Consider the following 13,133-nt stretch of genomic DNA (forward strand, 5'->3'; position numbering starts at 1 on the left):
TCGAACGAAACGGCAGTCGGCGGGCCGGGTTCGGCCCCGGACTCAGCGGAAGGTGCCCTTACGGATATTGAAGAACGCCAGCTCCGGCAGGCTGACCAGCATGCCGCGGAGGCCGCGGTGGAGGGTGCGGCCGGCGTCGAAGGGGAGGGTCAGGATACCGGCCAGGGCTTCGGCGGTGCCGACGGCCAGATTGGCGGCGCCGAACAGGGGACGCGGCCACGTTGCGTCGTCGGTGAAGAACAGGAACAGCGAGTCCTCGTCGTTGTGACGGTAGATCGCGGAGCTCAGGGGGCTGAGTTCGGCGAGGTAGGCTTCGGCATCGAGGCTTTCGAGGAAAAGCTTGCGGCGCGAGGCGAGTTCGAGGGATTCCGTGATGCGGTAGCGGCGTTCGACGCTTTGTGCCGAGACGAAGGGAATGGCGTCGGCCGCCGTCGGCTCGATGTGTCCGCCCAGTGCCCGGGTGTCGCTCTCGTTCAGTCCGGCCAGGCCGTCGTTCAGGGTTCGGAACAGCTCGGTGACACAGTTCCGCTCCACCAGGTGATAGCGGTAGATCTGGGCCAGCCGTTCCCGCTGGGCGCTCTCGGCCGCCAGGAAGGCCGCCGCGGCATCCTGCATGGCCTCCGCGGCCAAGGCGGGGCGGACGATTTCCGTGGGGGTTCCGGGACGCGCGGGCATGAGTCCGGGAGGGATGCGCAGGCGGAACGGCGCCTTGCCCGCCAGCGCCCGGCGGGCCTCGAGCCGGCGGTTCGCCGCGTTTTCCAGCAGACTGTAGCCGACTTCGTCGAGCTCTCGGCCACCGGTCAGCTCCCGCCTGGCCAGGCGGAAGTCGGCATCCGCCGTGGTAAAGACCGGCGGGGCGCCGCTCCAGGGGAGCACGGCCGGTTCCGGTTCGCTCAGCGTGTCCAGGAACACCAGCCGGCCATAGCGCAGGGTCTTGCCCAGGGCCTCCAGGCGGGCGAAGGCGACGAGGAGGCCGGGGCCCTGGTCGGGACGGGGTCGGTCCAGCGCCGCCAGCACCCAATCTTCCAGTTTGCCGGCGAAGTTCCGCAGCGTCTCTGTCTCGTCCGCTCTGAGCGCGAATTCGCGGCCGGCCGGCGCGTGGCAGGCGTCGCGCCGGAGCGGGGCGGCGCGTTCCAGCAGCCGATAGGCTTCCAGCAACGCATGGAAGTCGTGGTAGCGGTCGGCGAAACGGTAGCGCCAGGGCGGGGAGTGGTTGGCGTCGCTAGGCAGCGGGTCGTCCGGCGGGCCCGGGCGTAGCGCCGAGATGGCCTGACGGACCGACGCCATGCGCGTCCGAAGGCCGTCGGCCCCGTATCGGGCGAGGGCGCGGGTGCGCAGACCGGCCAGCGCCGGGTCTTCGGGACGGTCCGTCCCGGCCGGCTCGAACAGGCCGAGTCCTTTCACCGGCAGACCCGGCTGTGGGGCGGGGCGTGCCAGCAGCGCCAGGAGTTCGGCGTCACGGTGGAACGCCGCTGGCACTTCGAACTGGGCGTTCTGCCGGCGCAGAAGGCTCTCGAAGCGCTCACGCAGGGCCGTGTAGACGACCGGCGTCACCGCGATCCGGCTGATGTGGAGAGTGCGGTTCTCGGTTTCGGTGTAAAGCCGGCGGAACGGTTCGAACGCCTGGCGGGCGGCCCGGATCAGGCCGCCCTCCACGTATTCGAAATGGTAGACGTCGTCGCCGAACCGCAGCGCCGCATGGCCTCCCGCCGCCTGGCCCTCGTTGGCGTCGAGATAAAGATAGTCGATCCGGGCGGAATGGGCCTCCGCGGCGCGCAGCGTCGCCGGCAGGACCAGCAGCGCGAAAACGGCGAGCCGGATCAGTGGTAACCCTCGTCGATGTACTGCATACGGGTCGGATCGGCATTCGCGAGTAGCCGGCGCAGCGCCTCGTACTGTGGCTGGCCCAGTCTGGCGCCGGCCAGTCCCTTGCCGATGGCGACATAGGTGCCCTTGTCGCCGTCCCAGCCGGTGATGCCATATTCCTGTGCCAGCTGGCTGATCCGGGCATAGAACGCCACGGTGTCGTTGCTGCCGGATCGGGCGAATTCGGTGGTGTATTCGGTGACGCTTTTCTCGTAATGCGCCTTCCTGTTCTGCGACGACTTCGAACTCGACGAGCTGGATTCGGACATCGAAGCCGACGAGGTGAAGGGACTGGCGGAAGTCTTGACCGAGCTTTCCGAGCTGTACGAGAACGAGCAGCCTTGCAGGGCCAGGCCGACTGCGGGTAAGAGCAATGCTTTGGTTTTGAGAGACATGGACTGACCGGGTTGGGTGAGTTGGTCGATTGGGGGAGACGAGGAGCTTTGTGCTCGCGTGATGTGATTCAATCATATTCCATGGCCTCGCTCATGCCCAATCGACCGCATGGAGCGTGGGGTCGCACTCGAGGAATTCATTGCAGTCTTGGAGATCGGATGATTGAAGCATTTCGCAGTCCCGCCTGGTCCTGGGGACTGGTGTTGTGGTGGGGGTTGGCCGCGGGTGGCGGGACCGAGGTGCTGGACGATTTCGAGACCCTGTCCGGCTGGACGGCGGAAGGTTCGCCCGGCACGCGCTTCGAACTGAAGCAGGACGGTGGGTTCGAGGGCAGGGGCCTCAGGCTGGACTTCGAGTTCGCCGGCGGTGCGGGTTACGTCATCCTGCGCAAGCATTTCGAGCTTCCCTTGCCGGAAAACTACGCGTTCAGTTTCCGCGCCAAGGGCGCGGGGCCGGCCAACACCCTGGAGTTCAAGCTGCTGGATCCCGGCGCGCAGAACGTCTGGTGGCACCGGCGCGAGGCCAAGGGGTTGCCCGCAGGCTGGCAGCTCCAGGCGATCCGCAAGTCCGCCATCGACTTCGCCTGGGGGCCTTCGGGCGGTGCACCGTTGCTGGCTCTGGGCGGCATCGAGTTCGCGCTGACCGCGGCGGCCGGCGGCAAGGGTACGCTGTGGCTGGACGATCTCCGCTTCGAGCGGCGCGATGCGGTGGTGGACTACCGGGGGCAGCCCAAGGTGTCGGCATCCTCCGCCAGCGGCGAGGACGGCGCGGAGAATGCGCTGGATGGGCAGACGCAGACCGTCTGGCGTAGCGCATCCATGCCTGCACGCCAGTGGCTCCGGCTCGATTTCGGCCAGCGCCGCGAATACGGTGGGCTTGTCCTCGCCTGGGAGGGGGAGTGCCACGCGCGGGACTATGCCGTGGAGGTTTCGGATGACGGCCGGCGTTGGCGCGGCGTCTACCGGGTGGCGGATGGCAACGGCCGGCGCGACTACCTGCCGCTGCCGGAGATCGAATCGCGCTACCTCCGGTTGGAACTGCGCAAGAGCGCCTGCGGCAAGGGCTACGCGCTCCGCGAGCTGACGGTGAAGCCGCCCGATTTCGCCGCTTCCCCCAACCGCTTGTTCGAGCACATCGCCCGCAATGAGGCGCGCGGCGCTTATCCGCGCTATTTCCGAGGCGAGCAGACGTACTGGACGCTGGTTGGCGCCAACGGCGGCCACCGCAAGGGGCTCTTGGGGATGGATGGGGCGCTGGAGACGGAACGCGGCGGCTTCACGGTGGAGCCGTTCCTGTATGCGGACGGCCGCTTGCTGGGCTGGAACGAGGGGCGGCTCTCGCAATCGCTGGAACAGGGGGATCTGCCTCTGCCGACCGTGGAACGCGACTACGGGGACCTGAGCCTGGAGGTGACGGGGTTCGCCGGTAAGCTCGGCGACGCTCCGCTGTCGCTCGCCCGCTACCGGGTGGCAAACCGCGCCGTGACGGCGCGCCGGCTCAGGTTGTTCCTGGCCGTACGTCCGTTCCAGGTCAACCCGCCCTGGCAGTCGCTCAACATGAAGGGCGGGGTGAGTCCGATCCATCGGATCGAGGCTTCCGGCCGCGTACTCGAAGTGGACGGCGCCGACGCGCTGGTAGCGATGAATCCGCCCGACGGCTTCGGCGCCGCCGGTTTCGACCAGGGCGACATCACCGATTTTCTGGGTGAATCCCGGCTGCCGCCGCGCACCGTGGCTTCCGATTCCGCCGGGTATGCATCGGGAGCCTGGAGGTTCGATCTGGAGCTGGGGCCGGCAGCGGCACGGGAGATCTTCATCGCCGTTCCCGAGCGCAAGAAGGGTTCGTCCTTGGCCGTCGAAACGGCGCTGAAGGCCGAAGGCGAGACCCTGGGAGCCCGATTGTGGCAGGAGGCGGTCGGCTACTGGCGGCAGGCGCTGGCCGGGCCCGATTTTCTGCTGCCGGAATCCGAACGGGACCTGGTGCGGAGCCTCCGGGCCAATCTGGCCTACATCCTGGTGAACCGCGACGGTCCGGCCTTGCAGCCGGGTTCCCGTACCTATGCCCGCAGCTGGATCCGCGATGGCGCATTGATGTCCTCGGCCCTGCTCATGCTGGGACGCGGCGAGGAAGTGAAGCGCTTCCTCGAATGGTACGCGCGGTTCCAGAGCGCGGACGGCGCCATTCCCTGCTGTATCGACAGCCGCGGCCCGGACAGTGTGCCGGAGAACGACAGCCACGGCGAGTTCGTCTACACCGTGGCCGAGTACTACCGTCATACCCGCGACCTCGAGTTCGTGCAGGCGCTGTGGCCCCACATCGTCGCAGCCATGGGCCACGTCGACGCGCTGCGGCACCAGCGGATGACCGAGGTCTACCGGAGCGGCGAGGGCCGGGCCTTCTACGGTCTGATGCCGGCCTCGATCAGCCACGAAGGCTATGCCTCGCAGCCGGTACATGCGTTCTGGGACGACTTTTGGACTCTGCGCGGCATCCGCGATGCGGTGATGCTCGCGAAGGTCCTGGGCGATCACGCCCACGCGGGAAGCTGGAGCCACATGGCGGCGGAGTTCGGCGGCCACCTTCATGCCGCGCTGCAAGCCACCATGGCGCGTAAGCACATCGACTACATCCCGGCCTCGGCCGACCTGGGTGACATCGACCCCAACGCCGTCGCCATCATGGTGTCGATCGCGGGCGAGGCCGGAAGGTTGCCGCAGGCCGCGCTGGCCAAGACCTTAGACGATTATCTCGCGCACTTCCGCAAGCGCCGCGACGGCAACGGCGACGACGGCTACACGCCGTACGAGGTGCGCCTCGTCGAGGCTCTGGTGCGGCTGGGGCGGCGTGACGACGCCTGGGAGGTCCTGCGTTCCCTGCTGCGCGACCAGCGGCCCCAGGCCTGGCGCCAGTGGGCCGAAGTGGTGTGGCGCAACCCCGAGGCGCCGCGGTTCATCGGCGACATGCCGCATTCCTGGATCGGCGCGGAATTCATCCGCTCGCTGCGGAGCTGTTTCGCCTATGAGGACGATGCCGAAGATTCGCTGGTGCTCGCCGCGGGAATTCCCGCGGAATGGCTATACAATGCGGCCAGCGCCGAAGTCGGGGTCCGCCGCCTGCCTACCGTCCATGGCCTGCTCGATTACGGTCTGCGGACTGAAGGCGCCGAGACTTTGAAGCTGCACATCGACGGACGCCTGGCCGTGCCGCCCGGCGGCATCCGGATACGGCCGCCGGTGGCCAGGCCGATCCAGGCGGCGAAGGTGAACGGCACCGCGGTTTCCGGTTTCACGGGCGCCGAGCTGAGGATCGAAGGCGTGCCGGCGGAGGTCGAGATCCGGTATTGAACCAGCGTCGGTCGGTCACTGATCATTGACATCGGACAGTTCCGCGTGAGCAAAGCCGTAATCGCCCTGGCTGCAGTGTTCGTGGTCGTTGGCGCCGTGGGTCTTGGCGTTTGGCGCGACCGCCACGCCCGTGAATTGCCGCCCGGCATCGCCCGTGGCAATGGCCGACTGGAGGCTACGGAGATCGACTTGGGCGCCAAATACGGCGGCCGTATCACCGAGGTGCTGGTGTACGAGGGCGACGACGTCGTTCCGGGGCAGCCGCTGCTCCGCATCGATACCAGCGAGGAACAAGCGCAACTGCAGAACATCGAGGCGGAGCTCAAGCGGGCGCGGGAATCGCTCGATTATGCCGGGCAGATGCTGCGGGTAGCCCGGCACGATCTGGAACTGGCGCGGAACATCTTCAGGCGCTCGTCCCGACTGGTCGAGCAGGCGGCGGTTTCGGCCGAGAAGCTGGATCGCGACCGCACCGAGCTGAGCAACGCCGTGGCCCGGCTCGATGCGGCCCAGTCGCGGATCGGCGAGGCGGAAGCCGGGATCGACGCCGTCGCCGCCGAAAAGCGACGGATCGAATCGGTGATGAAGGAGAGCGTGCTCCTGGCCCCCAAGGAGGCCAGGGTCCTGTACAAACTGTCGGAGCCGGGCGAGGTGCTCCCCCGGGGTGGCAAGGCGCTGACCCTCATCGATCTGAACGATGTCTATATGATTCTCTACCTCGGCGAAGCCGAAGCCGGGCAAGCGGCGATCGGCGGCGAGGCGCGCATCGTGCTGGACGCCCTGCCGGATCTGCCGCTGCCGGCGCGCCTGGTGTTCGTCTCGCCCAAGGCCCAGTTCACGCCCAAGCAGGTGGAGACTTCGAGTGAGCGGCAGAAGCTGATGTTCCGCCTGAAGGCCCAGGTCGATCCGGAATTCCTGCGCGCCCACCGCGGCCTCGTCAAGCCCGGCATGCCCGGCGTGGCGTACGTCAAGCTTTCGCCGGAGGCGTCCTGGCCGCCCTTGCATCGATGAGCGCCATCATCCGGGTCGAGGAGTGCCGCCACCGTTATGGCAAGGTCGAAGCGCTCGCGGGTATCTCGCTGGAATTGTCCGCCGGCGGACTGACCGGCTTCGTCGGTCCGGACGGGGTGGGGAAATCGACCCTGCTGGGTTTGATCGCCGGCGTCCGGGCGCTGCAGGCCGGGCGTATCGAAGTGTTCGGAGCGGACATCGCCGATCCCAAGGCGCATCGGCGCTTGCGCCACCGTATCGCCTACATGCCGCAGGGTCTGGGGCACAACCTGTATGCGACGCTCTCGGTGTGGGAGAACGCCGAGTTTTTCGGCCGGCTGTTCGGGTTTGACGGAAAGGAGCGGCGCCGGCGGATCGAGCGCCTGCTGGCGGCGGTTGGACTGGCGCCGTTCCGGGATCGCCCGGCAGGCAAGCTTTCCGGCGGGATGAGGCAGAAGCTCGGCCTCTGCTGCGCCTTGCTGCATGAGCCGGAGCTGTTGATCCTCGATGAGCCGACCACCGGTGTCGATCCGCTGTCGCGTCGGCAGTTCTGGGAGCTGATCGATACGCTGAGGCAGGAGCGGCCCGGCATGACCGTCCTGGTCGCCACCGCCTACATGGAGGAGGCCGCGCGCTTCGACCGTCTGGTTGCCATGGACGCCGGCCGCGTTCTGGCGAGCGGGACCGCGGCGGAACTGCTGGATCGCACCGGCACTACCGATATCGAGTCGGCTTACGTGACCCTGCTGCCGCCGGAGAAAAGGCGGGGGCATGAGGCGCTCGTGATCCCGCCGCGCCGGAACGGCCGGGGCGAGGCGGCGATCGAGGCCGTCGGGCTCACCCGCCGCTTTGGCGATTTCCTGGCCGTAGACGGCGTGAGCTTCCGGATCGAGCGCGGCGAAATCTTCGGTTTCCTCGGCTCCAACGGCTGCGGCAAGACCACGACCATGAAGATGCTCGCCGGACTCCTGCCGGCCAGCGCCGGCTCGGCCTCGCTGTTCGGCCAGCCGGTGGCGTCGGGGAATGCGGCGATGCGCCGCCGCATCGGCTTCATGTCGCAGGGATTTTCGCTCTACACCGAGTTGACGGTCAGGCAGAACCTGGAACTGCATGCCCATATCTTCGGACTGGCGCCTTCCGCGCTCGAAGCCCGGATCGCAGAGCTGGTGGCCCGCATGCATCTGGCCGGGCACCTCGATGCTCTGGCCGAATCGCTGCCGCTGGGTATCCGCCAGCGTCTGTCACTGGCAGTGGCGCTGGTCCACGATCCCGAGCTGCTGATCCTGGACGAGCCGACTTCGGGCGTCGATCCGGTCGCCCGCGATCGTTTCTGGGAGCTACTGGTGGAGCTGTCGCGCGAGAAAGGCGTGACGATCTTCATCTCGACCCATTTCATGAACGAGGCGGCGCGCTGCGACCGCATCTCGCTGATGCACGCGGGACGGGTGCTCGCCCAGGGCGCGCCCGCCGAGCTGGTGCGGGAGGCGGGGGTGCCCTCGCTGGAGGACGCCTTCATCGCTTGCCTGGAGCGGGAGAGCGCTCCCACGGCCGGTGTCGCCCCGGTGGTTCCTTCCCTCGTTCCGGAAGGCGCCGGACCGGCACCCGCCGCCAGCCCCTGGTTCAGTCCCCGCCGCTTCAAGGCATACGTCTGGCGTGAAACCATGGAACTGGCGCGCGATCCGATCCGCCTCGCCTTCGCGCTGCTCGGGCCGATGCTGCTGATGGTGGTCATGGGCTACGGGATTTCGCTGGACGTCGAGCATCTGCCCTACGCGGTCCTCGACTACGACCGGACGCCGGAAAGCCGCCGATATCTGGAGCACTTCGCCCATTCGCGCTATTTCGAGGAGCGGGAGCCGCTGCAAGACGACGACGATATCTCGAGACGGATGGCGAGGGGCCAGCTCAACTTCGCCGTGGAGATTCCGCCGGGTTTCGGGCGCGACCTCAAGGCCGGGCGTCCTGTCGAGGTGGGCGTCCGCATCGACGGCAGCATCCCGTTCCGCGCCAACACGGTGCAAGGCTATGTGGAGGCCGTGCACGCCCGTTTCAGCAGCGACATGATGGATGAAAGCCCGGCTCGCGCAGAGGCTCCGCCGCTGCGGGTGGAAACCCGTTTCCGCTACAATCCGGATCTGAAGAGCGTCTACGCCCTGGTGCCGGGCGTGATCGCGGTGATGCTGGCGGTGATTCCGCCGATTCTCACGGCGGTCAGCGTGGTGCGGGAAAAAGAGATCGGTTCGATCACGAATCTGTATGCCACGCCCTCGACCCGTCTGGAGTTCCTGCTGGGCAAGCAGCTTCCCTACGTCGTGGTGGGTCTGGTCAACGCCTTGTCCCTGATTGCGCTGGCGCTGTGGTTGTTCGGCGTACCGGTGAAGGGGGACCTGTCGGCTCTGTTGCTGGGGGCCATGCTGGCCGTCGCCGGAACCACCGGCTGGGGACTGCTGATTTCGGCGTTCACGCGCTCGCAGATCGCCGCCCTGTTCGCCGCGTTCCTGCTGTCCATCGTGCCCGCCATCAATTTTTCCGGATTCCTGGCGCCGGTGGCCTCCCAGACCGGCGCGGCGGCCGTGATGGGCTACGGGTTTCCGACTTCCTGGTTCTTGTCCATCAGCGTCGGAGTGTTCACCAAGGCCCTGGGCTTCCCCGAACTCTACCCCGACCACGTCGTGCTGCTGGCCTTCGTGCTGGGCTATCTGGGGCTCAGCCTCGCGCTGCTCCCCAGCCGGGGACGTTGAGCCCGCCGGGCGGACGGCGGTTCCGCCCGGCGGCGGTATGCCCGGTCAGCCCGCGGGGGTCTCCGCGGCCGTTTCCGTCTCCAGCGGCAGTATGGCGTCGCCGGCATCGGCGGCGGCCGGTTCTGGTTCCTCGGCGGTGGTTTCCGCCGGTTGTTCGACGGTTTGGGCCAGGATCGGCGGTTCGTCCGGCGTGACGGTTTCCGCCGCGCCTGCCGGTGCCTTTCTCCCGGCGGCGGGCGATGAATAGACGGCATAGAGCACATAGGCCAGCAGACCTACGGCGATCGCGATGACTGAAAGGTCCATCGGTCCTCCTGATATAGTTGTGTATCGACGTGTGAACGATGCGCCGTATCGTGTCTTGTTGGGGAAACACGGCATCAATCGTGCGGCAATTATGGACCAGACGGAAAAACCACACCATCTTTATGTGATTGAGTCCTCCCTGCGCCCAGCCAGGTTTCCGGCTGGAATGCCGTGACAAGAAACGGGGGGCGTCTGCGCACGATTTTCAGGTTGGGGCTGAAGGAGCTGGCCAGCCTCCGCCGCGACCTGGCCATGCTGGCTCTGATCGTCTATGGATTCACCGTGATGATCTACATCCCCGCCAGCCGCGGCATGCTGGAGCTCCGGAACGGCGCGGTGGCGGTGGTGGACGAGGACCGCTCCGCGCTGTCCCGGCAGATCGTCACCGCTCTGCCGCAGCCCTATTTCCTGCGGCCCGATCCGCTGCCGATGGACCAGGTGGACGGCATGCTCGATGCCGGGCGCTACGCCTTCGTGATCGACATTCCGCCCCGCTTTCAGGCCGACTTCCTGGCAGGAAGACAGCCGGAAATCCAGGTCGACGTCGATGCGACGGCCATGAGCCAGGCCGGTATCGGCGCCGGCTACATCGAGCGGATCATCCGCGAGGAAGCCGCCGGTTTCGGCCGGAACGGGGTGGCTCCCCCGGCTGCCGGCGTCAATCTGGCGATACGCACCCTGTACAATCCCAATGCCCAGGAAAGCTGGTTCGTCTCGGTGATGGTGCTCATCAACGTGGTCAACCTGCTATCCATCATCACCTCCGGTGCCGCGCTGATGCGGGAACGGGAGCGCGGCACGGTCGAGCATCTGCTGACGCTGCCGCTCGGTCCGTTCGAAATCGTGTGCGCGAAGATATGGGCCAACGGTCTGGTCGTGGTCGTGGCGGTCGGTGTTTCATTGACCCTGGTCGTGGGCGGCGTGCTCGGCGTGCCGCTGGCGGGATCGCTGCCCTTGTTCCTGGCCGCGACGGCGCTGTATCTGTTCACCTGTACGGCGATCGGCATCTTCCTCGCCACGGTGGCCCGTTCGATGCCCCAGCTCGGTCTCTTGTGCATCCTGGTGGTGTTTCCGATCACCACGCTGTCCGGCAATACCGTTCCGCTGGACAGCATGCCGGAACCGATTCAGCGGGTGATGGCGTTTTTCGCCTCGACGCATTACGTCAAGATCGCGCAGGCCGTGCTTTACCGCGGCGCGGGTTTCTCTGCCGTATGGCCGCAGTTCCTGATCATGATCGGCATCGGCGCGCTGTTTTTTCTGCTGGCTCTGGCCCGCTTCAGGCATACCGTCGCACGGCAGGTGGGCTGAACCGTGTTTCTTTTCTCACATTTCCCAAGGAGTCCCGATGAAATTCCCGGCTTTCGCTCTGGCCGCCTCGCTGTTCCTGCCTGCATGCAGCCTGTTCCATAGCGATGAAACCAATCCTCATTTCGGCAAAGTCACCGGCACGGTGAGCTGGCGCGACCGCGTGGAACTGAATCCGAACGCGGAACTGATCGTCAGTCTGGAAGACGTGACACGCCAAGATGTCCGGCCGGTGCTGGTCGGCATGGCCGAGGACACCTGGCCCGGTTCGTCGCCGGTGTCCTTCGAAGTGTCGTTCGACCGGCGGGTGGTGGCGGAGGACCGCCATTACCGGGTGAGAGCCGTGGTCAAACAGGATGGCGAGACGGTCCTCGCGTCCCGGCACGGGGTGCCGGTGCTGACGTTCGGCCACTCCGACCGCGCCGATCTGGAGCTGCACCGGGTCGGCGGTCCTTAGGGAGAGAAACAGGCCGTTTCGCCGTGCCGAGATATGAGTTGTCATATTCCTCGACTATGCTTGTTTTCATGTTGGAGTGAACCTTGCTTGGAAATCGGTGCACGCTCGATCGGTTCCAGTTCGAAGGAGGCAAGACATGGCGGCATTGGCGAAAGTCATCGCACAGGGTGATGCGGAGCTGGTGGCTGCGATAGCCGAGGATACGGACGATTTGTTCCGCGAGATCAAGCCCGGTGTGGACCTGCGGGTCTGTCACCGTGAGCCCGATGCGGTCATGGGCGGTTTCATCGATACCGTGCTGCGGCAGATGGTACGGCTCGACGTGCGGCGCAGCATCGACTTCGAAAACTTCGACTTCCGTTCGCTGCTCGCCTGGGCCCAGGACATTCCTGGCTACCGGGCATGGGTGTGGGATGTCACCCAGTTGACCTGCCGCTGGTGCGACTGGCACCGGACCGAGTACGCGGTGTTGCGGCTCCGCATCCTGGACGCCGGTACCCTCGACGAGGAAACCGGCGGGTTGCAGCTGGCCTGTCTCTATGGAGGCGCTCCCAAACCGCGGCGCTTCGAGCCGGTGCGGGCGGATGGGGAGGCGGAGGTGGTCGATGGCATGTACCCCGTCGCCGCCTCCCCCGACCTGGTGCCGCCCTATGGCATTGCCATCACCACGCCGAAAGCGAGACAGGTGCTGGATTTCCCCCGCGGACTGGGTCAAATGCCCCGACGTCTGTTGCTGACCGTCGACGTGCCGCACGGCGCCTGACCCGCTCCGGCCTGCACTGTGGTAGATTATTCCGGGTGTAGGGCGGCAGCGGCGCATCCATGTGGTTTCAGAAGACGATCGTTCTCAAGCCCCGCTCGCGGGGCTTCCATCTGGTCACCGCGGAAATCACGGCGAACCTGCCCGAACTCGCGCGGTTCCGTCAGGGTATCGCCCATTTCTTCATCCAACACACTTCCGCTTCCCTGACCATCAACGAAAACGCCGACGCCGACGTGCGTAGCGATCTCGAGGCGTATCTCCTGGCCCAGGTGCCGGAGCGCGCGCCCTATTACCGCCATACCCTGGAAGGGGACGACGATATGTCGGCCCACATCAAAGCCGTTCTGGTCGGCAACAGCGTGACCGTTCCCCTACGGCAGGGCCGGCTGGCCCTGGGAACCTGGCAGGGAATCTATCTGGGCGAGCACCGGAACCACGGCGGCAGCCGTTCCCTGGTGGCCACCCTGCACGGCGACTGACTCATGAATCTGACACCGAGGCCGATATGCGCAGAATGATATTTTGGGGTCTGGCACTGTGCGCCGCCCTTCCTTTGTCCGCCAATGAACGGCCCGCTCCCGTCGAGGCGATGGTCTACCGCAGTCCGGCCTGCGGCTGCTGCAAGAAATGGGTGGAACACCTCCAGGCCAACGGTTTTGCGGTCAAGGACATCGTCAAGGATGACATGGCCGCGGTGAAGCGCGAACTGGGCGTGCCGGAGAACCTGGCCTCCTGCCATACCGCGGTGATCGGCGGCTATCGCATCGAGGGACATGTGCCGGCGGCGGATGTCCGCAAGCTGCTGGAAGCCAAGGCGCCCCTCCTGGGGCTGAGCGTGCCCGGCATGCCGGCCGGTACACCGGGGATGGAAGCCGGTGGCCGCAGGGATGCCTACCGAGTCGTCGGTTTCGGGCCGGACGGCAGCGTCCACGCCGTGCACGACTACACGGGAGAGTGATCCT

Annotated in this window: 12 protein-coding genes; 9 read left to right on the forward strand and 3 right to left on the reverse strand. The window is 66.6% G+C overall.

Going from position 1 to position 13,133, the window contains the following annotated elements; all coding sequences use genetic code 11:
• Nucleotides 1–42 precede the first annotated feature (42 nt).
• Complete coding sequence (locus H156_RS0101610; RefSeq protein WP_017364531.1) at nucleotides 43–1,656, reverse strand: hypothetical protein; 1,614 nt, start codon at nucleotides 1,654–1,656, stop codon at nucleotides 43–45.
• A gap of 9 nt (nucleotides 1,657–1,665) precedes the next feature.
• Here H156_RS0101610 and H156_RS16910 point away from each other — a divergent pair, with 9 nt between their 5' ends.
• Entirely contained in the window at nucleotides 1,666–1,830 is a 165-nt protein-coding gene (locus H156_RS16910; RefSeq protein WP_017364530.1) for a hypothetical protein, read from the forward strand.
• On the opposite strand, the gene H156_RS0101620 is transcribed toward H156_RS16910, so the two are convergent.
• Nucleotides 1,821–2,261: a putative lipoprotein gene (locus H156_RS0101620; protein WP_026597561.1), complete on the reverse strand. Its 441-nt coding sequence runs from the start codon at nucleotides 2,259–2,261 to the stop codon at nucleotides 1,821–1,823. The genes H156_RS16910 and H156_RS0101620 overlap by 10 nt on opposite strands.
• Before the next feature lie 159 nt (nucleotides 2,262–2,420).
• Between H156_RS0101620 and H156_RS0101625 the strand changes: the two genes are divergently transcribed.
• The 3 genes from H156_RS0101625 to rbbA are packed head-to-tail and all read left to right on the forward strand — an operon-like array spanning nucleotide 2,421 to nucleotide 9,337.
• The gene (locus H156_RS0101625) at nucleotides 2,421–5,606 is read left to right on the forward strand and encodes a discoidin domain-containing protein (protein ID WP_017364527.1); all 3,186 of its coding nucleotides are present in this window, start codon (nucleotides 2,421–2,423) and stop codon (nucleotides 5,604–5,606) included.
• A gap of 45 nt (nucleotides 5,607–5,651) precedes the next feature.
• Nucleotides 5,652–6,617 carry an HlyD family secretion protein gene (locus H156_RS0101630; RefSeq protein ID WP_017364526.1) on the forward strand — a complete coding sequence of 322 codons (966 nt, stop codon included), beginning with the start codon at nucleotides 5,652–5,654 and terminating at the stop codon, nucleotides 6,615–6,617.
• Nucleotides 6,614–9,337, forward strand: coding sequence for a ribosome-associated ATPase/putative transporter RbbA (rbbA, locus tag H156_RS0101635; protein ID WP_017364525.1), 2,724 nt, complete (start codon nucleotides 6,614–6,616; stop codon nucleotides 9,335–9,337). The genes H156_RS0101630 and rbbA overlap by 4 nt, the downstream gene beginning before the upstream one ends.
• A 45-nt stretch (nucleotides 9,338–9,382) precedes the next feature.
• Here the strand turns inward: rbbA and H156_RS0101640 are convergent, their stop codons facing one another.
• Entirely contained in the window at nucleotides 9,383–9,643 is a 261-nt protein-coding gene (locus tag H156_RS0101640) for a hypothetical protein (protein ID WP_017364524.1), read from the reverse strand.
• A gap of 171 nt (nucleotides 9,644–9,814) precedes the next feature.
• Between H156_RS0101640 and H156_RS0101645 the strand changes: the two genes are divergently transcribed.
• From H156_RS0101645 to H156_RS0101665, 5 genes are all read left to right on the forward strand, one after another.
• Nucleotides 9,815–10,954 (forward strand): ABC transporter permease, encoded by a 1,140-nt coding sequence (locus H156_RS0101645; protein WP_017364523.1) that lies wholly within the window; start codon nucleotides 9,815–9,817, stop codon nucleotides 10,952–10,954.
• A 37-nt stretch (nucleotides 10,955–10,991) separates the two neighbouring features.
• Entirely contained in the window at nucleotides 10,992–11,408 is a 417-nt protein-coding gene (locus tag H156_RS0101650) for a YbaY family lipoprotein (protein ID WP_017364522.1), read from the forward strand.
• A 136-nt stretch (nucleotides 11,409–11,544) separates the two neighbouring features.
• Nucleotides 11,545–12,171 (forward strand): DUF1826 domain-containing protein, encoded by a 627-nt coding sequence (locus H156_RS0101655; protein ID WP_017364521.1) that lies wholly within the window; start codon nucleotides 11,545–11,547, stop codon nucleotides 12,169–12,171.
• 59 nt (nucleotides 12,172–12,230) lie between these two features.
• Complete coding sequence (locus H156_RS0101660) at nucleotides 12,231–12,650, forward strand: secondary thiamine-phosphate synthase enzyme YjbQ (RefSeq protein ID WP_017364520.1); 420 nt, start codon at nucleotides 12,231–12,233, stop codon at nucleotides 12,648–12,650.
• Nucleotides 12,651–12,676: 26 nt separating this feature from the next.
• On the forward strand, nucleotides 12,677–13,129 hold the full coding sequence (locus tag H156_RS0101665) for a DUF411 domain-containing protein (RefSeq protein ID WP_010959908.1): 453 nt from the start codon (nucleotides 12,677–12,679) through the stop codon (nucleotides 13,127–13,129).
• Nucleotides 13,130–13,133 lie beyond the last annotated feature (4 nt).

This window comes from Methylococcus capsulatus str. Texas = ATCC 19069 (assembly GCF_000424685.1).
Taxonomy (GTDB): domain Bacteria; phylum Pseudomonadota; class Gammaproteobacteria; order Methylococcales; family Methylococcaceae; genus Methylococcus; species Methylococcus capsulatus.